At 37.0% G+C, this 15321-nt stretch carries 13 protein-coding genes; 5 read left to right on the top strand and 8 right to left on the bottom strand.

Annotation, left to right across the window (positions count from 1 at the left end; genetic code table 11):
- Nucleotides 1-40 precede the first annotated feature (40 nt).
- Both safD and OQE68_RS06410 read right to left on the bottom strand, forming a co-directional pair.
- On the bottom strand, nucleotides 41-1408 hold the full coding sequence (gene safD, locus OQE68_RS06405) for a sulfoacetaldehyde dehydrogenase SafD (RefSeq protein WP_180570667.1): 1368 nt from the start codon (nucleotides 1406-1408) through the stop codon (nucleotides 41-43).
- 14 nt (nucleotides 1409-1422) lie between these two features.
- Nucleotides 1423-2211, bottom strand: coding sequence for a sulfite exporter TauE/SafE family protein (locus OQE68_RS06410; protein ID WP_180570668.1), 789 nt, complete (start codon nucleotides 2209-2211; stop codon nucleotides 1423-1425).
- 196 nt (nucleotides 2212-2407) lie between these two features.
- Here OQE68_RS06410 and aptA point away from each other — a divergent pair, with 196 nt between their 5' ends.
- Complete coding sequence (gene aptA / locus OQE68_RS06415; RefSeq protein WP_219340171.1) at nucleotides 2408-3721, top strand: omega-aminotransferase AptA; 1314 nt, start codon at nucleotides 2408-2410, stop codon at nucleotides 3719-3721.
- Nucleotides 3722-3925: 204 nt separating this feature from the next.
- On the opposite strand, the gene OQE68_RS06420 is transcribed toward aptA, so the two are convergent.
- Both OQE68_RS06420 and pdxR read right to left on the bottom strand, forming a co-directional pair.
- On the bottom strand, nucleotides 3926-4708 hold the full coding sequence (locus OQE68_RS06420) for a hypothetical protein (protein ID WP_180570669.1): 783 nt from the start codon (nucleotides 4706-4708) through the stop codon (nucleotides 3926-3928).
- Nucleotides 4709-4884: 176 nt separating this feature from the next.
- On the bottom strand, nucleotides 4885-6351 hold the full coding sequence (gene pdxR, locus OQE68_RS06425) for a MocR-like pyridoxine biosynthesis transcription factor PdxR (RefSeq protein ID WP_180570670.1): 1467 nt from the start codon (nucleotides 6349-6351) through the stop codon (nucleotides 4885-4887).
- A 321-nt stretch (nucleotides 6352-6672) separates the two neighbouring features.
- Between pdxR and OQE68_RS06430 the strand changes: the two genes are divergently transcribed.
- Nucleotides 6673-8229: an alanine/glycine:cation symporter family protein gene (locus OQE68_RS06430; protein WP_180570671.1), complete on the top strand. Its 1557-nt coding sequence runs from the start codon at nucleotides 6673-6675 to the stop codon at nucleotides 8227-8229.
- Between the two features lie 150 nt (nucleotides 8230-8379).
- Here OQE68_RS06430 and OQE68_RS06435 read toward each other — a convergent pair whose 3' ends face one another.
- Entirely contained in the window at nucleotides 8380-9078 is a 699-nt protein-coding gene (locus tag OQE68_RS06435) for a c-type cytochrome (RefSeq protein WP_180570672.1), read from the bottom strand.
- Between the two features lie 23 nt (nucleotides 9079-9101).
- The gene (locus OQE68_RS06440) at nucleotides 9102-10442 is read right to left on the bottom strand and encodes a sulfite oxidase (protein ID WP_180570673.1); all 1341 of its coding nucleotides are present in this window, start codon (nucleotides 10440-10442) and stop codon (nucleotides 9102-9104) included.
- 260 nt (nucleotides 10443-10702) lie between these two features.
- On the opposite strand from OQE68_RS06440, the gene OQE68_RS06445 reads away from it, so the two are divergent.
- The 3 genes from OQE68_RS06445 to OQE68_RS06455 all read left to right on the top strand — a co-directional run bounded on the left by OQE68_RS06445 (nucleotide 10703) and on the right by OQE68_RS06455 (nucleotide 13397).
- Nucleotides 10703-11494 (top strand): rhodanese-like domain-containing protein, encoded by a 792-nt coding sequence (locus OQE68_RS06445; protein WP_180570674.1) that lies wholly within the window; start codon nucleotides 10703-10705, stop codon nucleotides 11492-11494.
- Between the two features lie 224 nt (nucleotides 11495-11718).
- The gene (locus OQE68_RS06450; protein WP_180570675.1) at nucleotides 11719-12507 is read left to right on the top strand and encodes a rhodanese-like domain-containing protein; all 789 of its coding nucleotides are present in this window, start codon (nucleotides 11719-11721) and stop codon (nucleotides 12505-12507) included.
- A 44-nt stretch (nucleotides 12508-12551) separates the two neighbouring features.
- Nucleotides 12552-13397, top strand: a complete 846-nt coding sequence (locus tag OQE68_RS06455) for a rhodanese-like domain-containing protein (RefSeq protein WP_180570676.1) — start codon at nucleotides 12552-12554, stop codon at nucleotides 13395-13397.
- Nucleotides 13398-13441: 44 nt separating this feature from the next.
- Here OQE68_RS06455 and OQE68_RS06460 read toward each other — a convergent pair whose 3' ends face one another.
- Both OQE68_RS06460 and OQE68_RS06465 read right to left on the bottom strand, forming a co-directional pair.
- The gene (locus OQE68_RS06460) at nucleotides 13442-14230 is read right to left on the bottom strand and encodes a substrate-binding periplasmic protein (protein ID WP_180570677.1); all 789 of its coding nucleotides are present in this window, start codon (nucleotides 14228-14230) and stop codon (nucleotides 13442-13444) included.
- Between the two features lie 104 nt (nucleotides 14231-14334).
- The gene (locus OQE68_RS06465; protein WP_180570678.1) at nucleotides 14335-15180 is read right to left on the bottom strand and encodes an ADP-ribosylglycohydrolase family protein; all 846 of its coding nucleotides are present in this window, start codon (nucleotides 15178-15180) and stop codon (nucleotides 14335-14337) included.
- Between the last annotated feature and the right edge of the window lie 141 nt (nucleotides 15181-15321).

Raw genomic sequence — 15321 nt, forward strand, 5'->3', positions numbered from 1 at the left:
AACAGGCGTTGTATATATTTTTATGACAGGGATAACCCATTTATATTACCAATGTTTTCTGAATGCTCATTTCCCGTATAGCATAGTAAATACCCTCACGGCCAACACCACTGGCTTTTACTCCACCAAATGGAAAATGCTCTGCCCTAAAACCTGGGCCATCATTCACAGCCAAGGTACCAACATCGAACTTTTCAAATAAGTCTTTTGCCAAACTAATAGATTCCGTAAATATCCCTGCTTGCAAACCATAAGGATTGTCATTGACCAAGGGAATAATGTCATTTATTTCATTAAACGCATGAATAGGCATAACTGGCCCAAATGTTTCGTCTTTTACCAACTCACTGTCAGTTGCTACATTTTCTAGTATGGTTGGGTAAATAATATTATTGTCTCGTTTGTTTCCTAGTAATACTGTTGCACCTGATTCAACTGCCTGATTAATACGTTGCTCTACGACATCAGCTGCTTGCTTATTAATCAACGGCCCAACAAAAGTTGCTGGATCAGTTGGATCTCCAACCCGAAGTTCAGCAGCCTTAGCCAGTAAACCTTCAACAAACTGCGAATAAACCAATTGATGAACATAAATACGTTTTGCAGCTGTACAACGCTGCCCTGCCGTAGCAAACCGCTGGTTAATAGCTACATTAATAGCTTGCTCAATATTTCCATCTGGCATGATAATTAACGGATCATTACCCCCTAATTCAAATAATAACTTTTTATACCCTGCCCTATTTGCAATAGCTTCACCTGCCTGGCTGCCTCCAGTAAAATTAATGGCTGCCACACGAGGGTCTGCAATTAAATCACTCAACACAGGAATATCTGGTAATACTAATTTCAGCGTATCTCTCGGTATGCCTGCTTCATAGCAAAGATCAACTAGCAATTTAGCTGACAGATAGTTCTGTGGTGCAGGCTTAAATAGTATTGGGTTACCTGCAGCAAATGCAGGCCCTATTTTATGCATGGCAATATTTATTGGGAAATTAAAAGGGGTTATGCAAAGCACGACACCTATTGGTCGCCAGCAAACTAAGCCCCATTTGCCACGCTTTGGTGAGTACGCATCTGAATCTAATAATTCACCATTAATTTTTCTTGCCTCAATTGAGCAAGCTTTAGTGGTATTAATGGCTCTATCTAATTCAACCCTACTATCGCTAATGGTTTTACCTGTTTCTTGAGTAATCAAATCAGCCAGTTGTTCTTTATGCTCGGCTAATAACCGTTCCAACCGTTCCAATATCTCAGAACGTTCCGCAGCACATAAAAGTGCTAACGTTTGCTTACTGTTTTCAGTTAGTGATAGAGCGCTTTCAGCTTCTTTTACTGACGTATAGTTAAACTCACCAAGCAGATTATTGTTATAGGGATTAATTATTTGGTAGTCCATCATTACTTCCTCATATCTTAACTAATTGACATCACCAGCTGATAACTGAGCCGAATACCTGCAATAAGCAGCACCAGTTTCAACAGTAGAAAAAAGAGTTGTTTGTTTATTTTTTGGAGCATTTTAATACCCAGGTAATTACCTGCTGCACAAGCAGCCAGTAGCAGTAGAATGATTTCTAAATGATCTAAAAATGAAAACCCCAAGTACATATAAGCAGGGATCTTCAGCAAGTGAGTAAAGCATTGCATTGCTGACTTATTGGCAACAATCTCTTCTTTACTAAAATCATCACGTACAAAAAATACGGCTAGCAATGGATCAATTGCACCAACTAATATACCAATTATTCCAGTTGCCACCCCAACATACAGAAAATTGCAATCCTTAATCACCAGATTAGGAAGTTTCTTTGGTTTAAATACAGTGTATGTAATTAGAATCAGCAAAATAAAGAGTGGGATACTTTCATTAACCAGTTGCTCTACCACTATCACGCAAGCAATGGTACCCACTAGTGCACCAACACAAAATGGTATAACGATGCGCCAACGGATACTGGTTAGTAAAAAATAAATTCTAATTAGATTGTTACCAAACTGAACAATACCATGTAATGCTACCAATGGACGTAAAGGGATGACCGTATTCATTGCAGCAAAAAGCAACATTCCACCCCCCATACCCGTAACAGTTGATGTTAATGATGCAACAAAAGCTACCAAGGCAAGCAATACTAATGTTGTGATACTTAAATCGATAACTTCCAAACGATCTACTCCAGAACTAGTGGTGCAAAATAACAATTACAAGGCACCTTTATATTTACTAGAGTCTCTCTCCAATGATAGAGCCAGCTTTTATATTTAATTGGTCCAGCAACTGGACCAATTAGCTTCAATTATCTGGCTCTACATATCCCCATCAGTGGCTGCTTATCATCAGAATCAGTCTTATTTATTCATATTTACACTGATTACACAGTCAAAGGGGATACATCCTATGAAATACCAGCAACAACCCAACATGAATTACCACTGGATGCCTTTTACCAGCAACCAAACATTTAAAGCTGATCCTCAGTTATTTTGTAAGACAGAAGGTGTTTATTATTGGAACCATCGTGATGAAAAAATATTAGATGGATGCTCAGGTTTGTTTTGTACGCCAGCAGGCCATGGTCGAAAAGAAATCGCTAATGCTGTCTTTCAGCAACTACAAACCATGGACTATTCCCCCCACTTTATGCGGGCTAATCCGACTTCTTTTGAGTTAGCTGAAAAAATAGCGAACATGCTTCCTGAAGGGATAAATCGGGTATTTTTTTGCAGTTCTGGTTCTGAGTCTGTTGATACTGCAATTAAAATCGCCTATGCCTACCACCATGCTAACGGCCAACCCCAACGTCAACGTTTAGTATCACGAGAAAGAGCTTATCATGGCGTTAATTTAGGAGGCACATCTTTAAGTGGTATGGTAAAAAACCGTGAAATTTTCGGTCAAGGAATACCTGGTGTTGTACACATGCGGCATACCTGGCTCACAGAAAACCAGTTTACTATAGGCGAAGGAGAACAAGGTGCAGAGTTAGCAGATGACCTGTTACGAGCAGTACAGCTCCATGGTGTAGAAACGATAGCCGCTTGTTTTGTTGAGCCCATAGCAGGATCAACGGGTGTATTAGTTCCTCCTAAAGGCTATTTACAACGCTTAAGAGAAATTTGTGACCAATATGGAATATTACTGGTATTTGATGAAGTAATCACTGGCTTTGGGCGAACAGGGAAAGCGTTTGCAGCCGACAGTTTTGGTGTTATCCCCGATATTATCACTATGGCTAAAGCATTAACTAATGGAGCCCAACCAATGGGTGCAATTGCCGTTAAACAAAGTATTTATGATACCATTGTTAATGCTGGACAACCTGGTGTACCAGAGTTTTTTCATGGCTATACTTACTCTTGCCACCCAGCGTCCTGTGCAGCTAGTTTAGCTACACTCGCTATTTATGAGCAAGAAGGTTTATTTGAACAAGCCGCAGTACTTGCCCCGCTCTTTCAAGAAGCCATTTTTTCCTTAAGCCGCTTACCTATTATTAAAGATATTCGCGGCTATGGATTACTCGCAGGGTTTGATGTTGAGTCAGACTCCATACCAGGAAGTAGAGGCAATGATTTACAGCTTAAACTTTTTGAAGCTGGTCTACATATCAAAACGACAGGTGATGCAGGAATTGTTGCCCCCGCATTTATCTCAACCCCCAGCCATATTGAACAAATGACTGATATTTTACACAAGGTATTAAGCCAATATTAGAAGCTAGCTTAGATATAATGGTTTTTAGGTGCAGCCATCAAGTGACGAGGCCCCATGAGCCTATAAATAATAGGTGATTGGGGCGAGGAGTGAAGATAACAAAACCTAGAAATCATTCGTGAAAGGTAAAAATCAATTCCTCTTGGCTAATGATGTGCTAACCAAAATATTCATTCACGAAATTACCAAGAGGAATTTTTACATTTACGATCCCATTTTCCCATACCGGCTATATTGGGATAAGTGAATTACAATTATACCTTGGTCAGTTTTTACTGGATAATAAATTTCATACCGACCATCACTTGATGAAAACCTATGGTTGGAGACTTTACCATCAAAGACTGAGTTGAGGTATTGTCTTTCCTCACTAGAGGTGCTCAAAATATAATCTACCCGTAATGCTTTTTCTTGAGGCCCTAGGCCTGAATAGCTACTAAAGCCTAGTAACAGTTGTTTACCATTCAGACTGTCTCTGACAATAACCGTAACCTGTGGAAACTTCTCCTCTACTTTACTAAGCACTTTAATATCATGACCTGCACTCTCAATATATTTTCGAGAGAAAGAATAGCTAGCCAGCTTTTCCATTATATCTTTTTGTTCTTCAATTAACGCTGACGCTGATGAAACCAGATAATCTTCCTTTTTCTTTGATGTCGCAACATCACCAAGATAAAGAAACATAAATATAGCAACTAAAGACCCCAAAAAGCCTAGCAAAGCGTATTTATATTTATTTGCAGGCATATTTTCTGTGCATTTTTTACCTTCAGCAATAGCCGTCAGATTGAACATAATATTAATAATTATTGAACCAAGCAAAACTGCAAATATACCTAATATACTCAACAAAAATATTTCACTCATATTTTCTCTAAAGACTTTAAAACCGAAGACGGTAGAACAAGTAAAGATAAACACCCAGTATGCTAAAAGAACAACCATCACCAGGGCTATTTTATTTGTTACTTTAACTATATTCATACTTGATCTTCCAATTACCTATACTGCTTGAGTTAAACTATATGATTGATCCCACTATACTTTTCCAGTGGTTTTATCCAGTGGTTTTACAAAATTAATAAAACACTGCTTCCATATATTGCTAATTAAAAACTTATTCCCAGTATAACACCAAAGTTGAATCAATTCTTAAGTATTTAAGCCAAGCCATGTATTAGTTCCGCAAGCTTTTTTATCCCTTCTTCAATTAAGTCTGCTTGAATAAAAGAAAATCCCAGTCTCATAAAATTATCAGGTTTATCTTTCCCTAAAAAATGCATGCGGCCTGCTTCAATAAATATACCTTGCTTGAGAGCTAATTGTTGTAGGCTAGTCGTATTTACATGAGTAGGCATTTCAACCCATAGCGTGCTGCCACCACAAGAAGGGAATATACGGCATTCTGGTAGGTGCTGTTTCAAAGCAGTTTGAAGTATTAACCAACGGTTGCGGTAAGCTTGGGCTAGCCGCCTAATAAAGCTATCGTGATAGCCACGGGACAAAAATAAAGCAATAATATGCTGATTATTAGCTGGTGGATGCCGTAGCATTAACCGACGCAAAGCAATAGCCTGCTGAATAAGCGGCTTTGCTGCTACCATATAACCAAGCCGTACACCCGGTGCTAAGGTTTTGGATAAACTGCCTACATATATAACACGATCATTCTTAACAATACCTTTTAAAGCTGGCGAAGGCTGTGTAACAAAATTAAACTCACTTTCATAGTCATCTTCAATAAGAATGAAATTATACTTTTCTGCAGCTGCAAGCAATTCTTGCCGCCGCGCCATGGGCATTGTTACTGTTGTTGGTGATTGATGACTTGGGGTTACATATACATAATCACATTTAGCTAACTGTTGATTAACTGCTACACCATGTAAATCAACTGCCAGCGGCTGGATAGTAGCCCCCGTCAAACAAAAGATATTTCTTGCATCTACATAACCTGGATCTTCTATGCCAACAACTGTCTTACTATTCATAAGTATACGTGCCAGCATATATAAGGAATGTTGCGTTCCCAACGTAACCAATATTTCATCTTGCGCACAACGAATCCCCCGCCTAGGCAGCACGCGGGTACGCAACTGATCAATCAGTAAGGAGTCATCAGAGCCTGTTTGATCGGCTAACCAACGCCCCACTGTTGCGCGACTGGAAGCAATCCGGCAGCATTCCCGCCACTCATTAATTGAGAACAAGCTACTATCTAGCTGTCCACAAATAAAAGGGTATTGACAATAGCGCCATTCCTCTGGCTTATCAATGTTTTGATAATTAAGAAATGTAAACTGAAAACGACCTTGCCAATCAACTTGCTTATTTATTGTACTTTCATCAACACATTGAGCATATGCTGATTTTTCCTTAACATCTTCGCTAACATAATGACCTTTTCTTTCAGAAGTAACGATATAGCCTTCATCAGTCAACTTTTCATAGGCAAAGACTACAGTGTTTCTAGAAACATTAAGATACTTTGCAAGCTTACGGCATGATGGCAATAAACTTCCTGGAGGGAAATGACCATCCAGAATGGCAGATACCATTAATTCTTGTATTTGCGCTTGTAAACTGATGCCGGGCTTCGACTCCAAATAAAACAGTTGTTCATACATACCTTATTACTACCTATTATTATTAAATCACTTCCATTTTTATACAACTGTTAACACTGTTTTCAGGTTCCTCCAACAAATGCTTTTTGTAGTTTTATGCAAATATGCACTAATTACGACTATATATACGATTATATAAACTTTAGCTGCTATATTAGCAAACCAACCAACTGGCATTATAAAAAATGTTTAACTGGCACTATTAATCTCTTGTTCACTTTAATTAACCTGACAGGTTCATAACTATAAATAATTATTTTATAAATACCACCTTATGTAAGCAACTGCTTATAGTAGGTATAACATAGAAGTTAAGGGACTATGAATATTTATAAGCTAATCCTGCCTTTGTTATTGGTTAGCAATAACTCTCATGCCGATAGTATAGATACCGCTGTTAATAATTTTCTCGAACCTATTTCCAATGCTTTATCAACCATTGTTTTTTTTAGTATTCCCATTTTAGGAGCAGATGTTCCACTGATTGTTATTTGGCTTGCTTGTGCAGCTATCTTCTTTACCTGTTATCTAAAATTTATTAATTTACGTGGCTTTTCCCATGGATTACAACTCATTCGTGGTGATTATAGTAATCCAAAAGCAAAAGGTGAAATTTCACATTTTCAAGCCGTGGCTACTGCAATATCAGGTACTGTAGGAGTAGGTAATATTGGCGGTGTTGCTATTGCTATTACTATAGGAGGCCCTGGGGCAGCCTTTTGGTTAGTTTTTGCTGGTTTTTTATCCATGTCAACCAAGCTAGTTGAATGTACCTTGGGCGTTATGTACCGACGCCACCATGAAGATGGCTCTGTTTCTGGCGGCCCAATGTATTATCTTGAGCATGGAATTGCTGAAAAAGGCTGGCCTAAACTAGGTAAGACTATGGGCATTTTTTATGCCCTAGCAATGGTAGTCGGCTGCCTTGGCATTGGTAATATGTTTCAGTCAAACCAAGCGTATATCCAATTTGTCAATATTACTGGTGGCGAACAAAGCTTTTTTGCTGAACACAGTTGGCTATTTGGTATTCTTATCGCTGGTACTGTTGCAACTGTTATTATTGGAGGCATTCACTCTATTGCTAGAGTGGCTGAACGCATTGTACCATTAATGGCTATTCTTTACGTCGTTTCAACAATTGTAATTATTAGCTTCAATTATCAGTTTATTCCCACAGCATTCAAGTTAATCTTTCAAGGGGCTTTTACTTCAGATGGCATCACTGGTGGTATGATTGGGGTGATGGTTATTGGTTTTCAGCGGGCGCTATTTTCCAATGAAGCAGGCTTAGGTTCCGCATCCATTGCTCACTCTGCTGTAAAAACCAACGAGCCTGTAAGTGAAGGTATTGTATCATTATTAGAACCATTTATAGATACAATTGTAATTTGCACCTTAAGCTCACTCGTTATTATTACCACAGCAATACCATATGGTTTAATGGATAGCGGCCTTAAAGGCATTGAACTAACATCTGCTGCTTTTGCTTACCATATTAGCTGGTTTCCCTATCCTTTAGCATTAGCAGCTCTGTTATTTGCATTTTCTACCTCTATTGCCTGGTCTTACTATGGATTGAAAAGCTGGACTTATTTATTTGGAAGCAAGAAGAACTCACAATTGATTTTTAAAATGATATTTTGTTTATTTATTGCTTTAGGCTGTATGGTACAGCTAGATTCCATTATTAAAATTTCCGATGCATTAGTCTTTATTATTGCAATACCTAACATCCTTGGTTTATATATTTTAGCACCCAAGGTCAAAAAGGAACTCCATCAATATATGGCCAAGCTTCAACAAGGCAAATTAAAAAACTATAGACAACTTAAGCACAACAAAACAGTTAGCTCAATAGCAATAGTTCAGAAATAGCAATTCCCAGAGCCTATACAATTAACTTATAGCCAAAGCGAATAGTTGTTAATGACAACAACAAACCCAAAAATCATTTAAGAAAAGCATAAAAGGGTTAAGTAAAATACTCAGCCCTTTTAAGTATCATCAAGTACAGATCAGTGAGTATCATTCACCATAATAAGTTGACAAATAATCCAATACTATTTGCTTTTTTTCATAAGCTATACTGTCCATGCCTTGCTCATCAACCATCCAATCTAGTGTTTCCTCCCAGCGTTCACGATTCATTCCTTGCTGAACAACCAATCTCAAAGAATGACAACTTGCACATAATTCACTAACTACCTCACTGCCATTTCCGGCTTTTAATAGTTTATTTGTTGCCGCTATATCTGTTTCTACTATAGTTTGGCTAGACAAAAGGTCATCAAAAGGAATTTTCCAGTTGGCTTCTTTACTATTTAATGTAGCAAGCCATGCAATAACAGCTGCACGCATAGATACATTTTCAAGCCCCGGAAAGGCCATTTTATTACCTGGTGCAAAAGCTGCGGGCTGACGGAGGAATTTATCAAGCTGCTGGAAATTCCAGCTACCTTGTTTATTCGATAAAGCTAAACTGTACTGATAACCACTAGCGCCAGCAATGCTTCTAGAGGAAAGGCCCCATAAATTAGGACCTATTTTATGGGGCTGATCTTTCTCAACATTATGGCATGCCAAACAAATATTAGCAGCCTGACGACCAACAGCAGCTAATTCATTTAGTTTGACTACTGTTTCATCATTGGTTGATTGAGCATTAGCAGGAACCCCCCCTACCAATACTTTCATAAAAATAATACAAGATAAGTATTTTTGCACTAGCTAACTACCTAAACTGCTGACTATACTACCCGAACAGCTATACGGTGAAAGCTGTTATTTAAATAACCCTTGGGATTCCAGTTGATTGCAAAAGGCTGGCTTATACCTTGCTCATCAGTAGCCTTAGCCCACACCTCATAGTAGCCTACCTGAGGAAATTTCACTGTTGTTTTGAAGCGTTGCCAGGCACCTTGATTAACAGGTTGATTTAATGTTGCCTGTTGCCATGTAGCCCCAAAGTCAATTGATATCTCTACTTTTTTTACTAATCTATCACCAGCCCAAGCATGACCACGAATCTCTAATTCATCTGTTCTTATTTCAACATTGTTCTCAGGAAAAGTAATAAGCGATTTGACTGGCATCTCTTCAATAATGGCAAAATCCTTTTCTTCTACTTTCTCACCAGGAGCCACAGGATGATTAGGCACACGATAAGCTTTACCAGTCATCTTAGGACCATCGTGCACCTGGTTACGCAACTCTATGCGGGTTAACCACTTTTGGGAGCATGAGCCAGGCCAACCAGGAATAACTAAACGTAGAGGCGCACCATTCATTGGATGTAGTGGTGCTCCATTCATTTCAAAAGCAATCAAGTTTTCAGCACCCAGTGCTTTTTCTATAGGAACACCTCTTGAAATAGGTAATTTACCTGGTTTTCCTGAAAGATGACTATCAGCACTATAATGAGCAGTGTAAACAACTTCTTCTTGAACTCCCGCCGCTTTTAAAACATCAGCTAGCCTTACTCCTGTCCATTGAGAGCAAGCAACAGCTCCATAAGTCCACTGATTACCACTGGCTTTCGGCTCAAAAAATGCTCTGCCATTACCTCCACATTCCAACACAAGGTTTTTGGTTACCACATCAAAATGTTTTTTAAGGTCAGAAATTTTTAGCGATAGGGATTTATTAACCAGGCCATCAATCGTTAACAGCCATTTTTCAGGGTCAACATTTACCGGAGGAACTCCATTATTACGAATAAAGTGACGTGCTGTAGGCGTAACTTCATCATCCAATAAATGTGGTGGAGTTTCTGCATTAACCGGACGGTCATTTAGGATTAAAAGGCCATCCTTGCCTTGTATTTGTAAGTCTGGCATTCCACTGGCCATTGCCGCAGGAATGAGGCCACCAGGCATATTTCGATGAAATGGAATGTAGCCACCTAAAGTAGCAGCCATACTTGCCAAGCCAAGCCCCTTAAGAAACCCTCTTCGATCAGAATAAGCTTTTCGACCAAATGCAACCTCATCCGCTTTATCTGGATTTTCTAGATAAAGGTCTAACAGATTTTTCTGATTAGATTGACTTGCATTTTTGGTAATATCACTACTTCTTCTTTTATCAGACATCTTAATCCCTATGCAGCAACGCACATACAGTTATTTAGAGGTGCCATTATATACAATAAAGGCTCAATACTTAATCTGTATCAATTTTATACAAAAATATATGTATTACATTTGACGTATTATCTTGTTCCAGTACATTATTTAGCTATTGGTAACAACTAACAAATTTAGTACTATAGCGAATCAGTAGATATCAAAAAACTGTTCTCAAATCAAGATTTACATTTACTTTAGCAAAAGTGTTTAAAAGGACATTGGTTGTGCTAAAAATAACCAAACGCAGGCATTTACAACTATTCTTATCTCTATTTCTAACTGTTTTTATATTTATTAAGCATCTTTATGCTGATGACTCCTTCCCCCATAGATCGAGTTACCCCGATGTAAAAACAATAGAGTTAGATGAACTATATCATAAAAAAAAGCAATGCCTTGTTATAGACGTAAGATCAAAAGTGGAATATGACGTTATTCATATTAGCGATTCCATTAATATTTCTTTAAGTAAAATAAATTTCAGTACGCTAGTTGAAAATGCACAAAAAAAGCAGAACAAAGCTTGTATTGTATTTTACTGTAACGGTCATACCTGCAAGAAGTCTTATAAAGCTGCACAAAAAATGAGCCATTCTAAACTATACAACCTAGTACGTTCGTTTGATGCAGGGATTTTTTCATGGGCAAATAAATACAACAATCAAACTATCCTACTTGGAAAAGTACTTACAGATAAAAGCAAGCTGATTAACAAGCAAGAGTATGAACAATATTCAATCACTAAAGCTGAAATAAATGACAAATTTAATACTATTGATATAAGAGACCACTTTCAAAGAAAGGAAGAAAAGATCCATCTTAAGGCAGTAAAACGTATTCCTTTAACACGAATACGCCCCTTACTAAAGAGGCATCTTATAAAAGATGAAAATTTACTCTTTATTGATAAAGTAGGCAAACAAAATCGTTGGTTGCATTATTACCTGAAAGAGTACGGTTACAAAAATTATGTATTCCTAAAAGGAGGCAGCACCACCTTTAATAAAAACGAATAAATTCACTCATCAATAATAGAAATATGCTAACGATAGCATAATGTTTGGGGTTAAGCTTTTCTGTATAGCTTACCCCAAAAGCATTTCAGGCAAAAATAAAACTATTTATTAACCTCCATATTACTTAGCTATATCTACCAACCTAATTATTTCTACTCAATCATACTTTCAACTATATATTAACTATAATTACTGCATTAAAAACCCCACCTTCGAGCTTAAAAATGAACGCCACTCTCTTCAAGCAAAACTATACAGTAGTTATACTACTTATAAGCCTAGTTGCTTTAAATATCAGCACTGCAAGTAACTTTCCACTAAGAGAAAAATATAAAGACATACCTATTATAGAACTTAACACTCTTGGTGAAGAGCTTAGTGACACAATTGTCATCGATGTTAGATCTAAAGCTGAATATAATGTTATACATATAGCTAACGCTCATAATATTCCCCTATCAAATATGGGATTTACTAGTAAAGTACAAAACCTAAGAAAGGAAAATCCAAACAAAAAGATTATTGTGTATTGCAATGGACATACTTGCGCTAAAAGCTACAAAGCCACCAAAAAACTAATGGATTCAAATATAGATAACTGCTATGCATTTGATGCTGGAATATTTGACTGGGTCAATAAATACCCTGAAAACTCATCATTACTTGGTGAGTCTCCTGCAGACTTAAACAAGATCATCAGCAAAGATGAATTTAAGCAGCATACATTAGAAAAAGACCATTTTGAAAGCAAGCTAAACTCTACTAAAAATTCAGTTGTTATAGATATAAGAGAATCTGTACAACGCAGTTTTTCTCCTAGTTACAGTAATATTAGAAATATCCCCTTTGACCGATTCACTAAAGCCCTCAAGAACAGCAAATATAAAGATAAAACCATGTTTATTTTTGATGCTGTTGGCAAACAAGTAAAATGGCTACAGTATCACTTAAAAAACCATCAATATCAAAGTTATTACTTCTTAAAAGGAGGAGTTAAAGCATTACAGAAATAGTAGCATCCTATATTCAAACAGCAGTTCAAAACAAGACATTATTTATGTTTTTACTGAAGAAGACCTTACTTGTACTAACTTTATTGTTTTCCACGGAAAATACTTTTTGCTTAGATCAATCATTCCCTCATCGCTACAAGTACAAGCATATACCAATTTTACTCCCACAAAATTTAAATAATAATTTTGACAAGTATGTTATTATCGATGTTAGATCTTGGATAGAATATAATATAATCCACATTACTGGTTCATATAACATAGAGTTATCTAAAAGAGATTTCACACATTTAGTATCAGAATTGATCAATAATAATCCCAATAAAGAAGTTGCTGTTTACTGTAATGGCCATCAATGTAAAAAAAGCTACTTAGCTGCTGAAAAACTAATGAAACACCATATTTCTGCGTTTGCAATGGATTCAGGAATTTTTGATTGGGTCAAATTATATCCAGATAAAACCAACTTTCTAGGAAAAAGCCCAGCTAACTTATCCAAACTAATATCTCAAGAAGAGTTTGAGTCTCATGCGTTAACTATTAGCGATTTCAAAGATAGAATCAGCCTATTTAATGAATCAAATCACGATATAATAGTCATCGATATAAGAGAGCCATTTCAGAGAGAAGTAGAAATAAAAAATATAGTTGGCATCCAAGTTAGAAGAATCCCTTTCTCAAACTTTATTTCAGCAATTCAACTGAACAGGATAGGAATAAATGATAAAATACTATTCATTTTTGATGCAGTTGGAAGGCAGATATATTGGGCACAGTATTACTTAAAAATGGAAGACGTTCAAAAATATTACTTTTTAAAAGGCGGTGCTAGAGTACTTATAAAAAACATGCATAACAAAGACGCTAGAAGTCCATCTCTCAGGTTATAAATAATTTCAATAATTATATTAATAAAAGCATAGATCAGGCCAAATTATAGATTTGGTATATATTTGGTTAGTAGCTCTTTCAACCGTCCTTTACGCTCCATTTCATCTAATCCTTTATTGATAATATTTAACAGCTTTTTCCCCTGAGGGTGCTGTTTTGATATTAAGAAATGAAATCGCTCTTTTGGCACAGGAAGTGCTTGATAACCAATTTCTTCCGTTAATAAAGGCTTATCTAAAATCATCCATGCAGCAGCAATAATTTCTAGACGAGCAAAAGCTGCATGACAGAATTTATGGTGAACTCTGCCAATCAAAGCTTCATGATTTTTTGTTGAACGCGAGATTTCTTCATTTTTGAAACCAAAGTTTGTATAGTTATAGCCTAATAACCCACAACGTAAATCGGGACTTAAGTTATTTTTCACTTGCTCAACAGTCAGTCCTGAAGGAAATTGACTTTTTAAATAGAAAAATGCAGGTGTTAGCTCATAACTGTGGCGAGAATATAAGTAATCTCTACGGCGCTCTTCATTTAAAGAGGTAGGCCATATCATGTGAAACTCGCCAGACTTTAGCGACTCCAAACATCGCTTCCAAGGTCTGATAACGTGCTTTAATTTTATGTTATAAGGCTTGAGAATCTCTTCCATCACATCAACATTATAACCCACTAACTCATTATTTCCTTTACGATCATGATACTCATAAGGTGCCCACAGTGTTTGTGGTGTTGTACAAGCCAGTATCTCAGTATTGGGGGGTAAGTCAGCTGATAACTGAAGGGAAAAACAGGTTAACAATAATAAAAATCGTTTATTTAGAATCAACATTTTTATACTCTCAACCAATCAATACCAACTGTTAATAATATAGTTTAGTCGATGAGAGTTTCGTGTACCAGGGAGGAGGTAAGGCACTCCCCCCTACTTATTGCCTACAAGATTAATATATTCTTTAGATTCTGATCTAGCTTTTGCAGGTACTTTAAACCAAACTGACCATTTTCCAGTTCACTATACAACACTTCAGGTAAATCTTGGTTAACTTCTTGGCTACATGATGCTGCAGCTAACGCTATAGTAGCTACAGTATCGACATCCCCTGTATAGTCAACGCATTGTTTCAAAATAGCTGATAAATCTTGATGACTAATAATAGCTGCTACAGCAGCATGAGTAGCATCAACTCCCAAATGTCCGATCTTACCTTGCCAAGGTGTATTCCAATCACCCGGTACCTTCGATTTGAGATAGTTTCCTAAATCCTGTTTGTCACCCAGTTGATATTGGCAATAATGTACCATCAGTGCAGCCGCTACAGCCGAATTAACTCCACCTGGTGTATCATGGGTTACTTTTGCTTGAATAGTGGCATATTCAACAATCTGCTTTTCATCAGCCAGTAAACCAATAGGACCCGCTCGCATAGCCGCACCACTTTTATCACTATAAGGCTTAATTTGCTCAAGGAATTGCTTACCATCACTTATATCCGTTAAAAATTGATAAAAACGACTGGCATAACCTTCTCTGGGGTCTCGTTTAAAAGCATTTACAAAATAATTCGCAATATTTTCCAGCATCCACTCATCATCACTAATTAATAGCTCAGCAACCGCCAAACTCATTTGGGTATCATCAGTGTAGCAACCAGGCTTAATGGACAGGTGCCTTGGATGCTGAATATATTGCTGCAAGTTGTTATGTTCCTTAACAACCTTTTTATTAACATACTCAAAACCAGCGCCGTATGCATCACCAATTGCAAGTTCTACTAGCATTTTTACTCTTAAAGTACTTTATTGAACATAGAGTATATTTTAACATAAGGCTATTTTTAGGTATAGGACCAAAAAGCATGAAAAAAACAACACTTAAATTAGCTATAAGGTAAAATAAAAAACTGATTATGGTCCAGTATT

The sequence above is a fragment of the Spartinivicinus marinus genome, from assembly GCF_026309355.1.
GTDB lineage: Bacteria > Pseudomonadota > Gammaproteobacteria > Pseudomonadales > Zooshikellaceae > Spartinivicinus > Spartinivicinus marinus.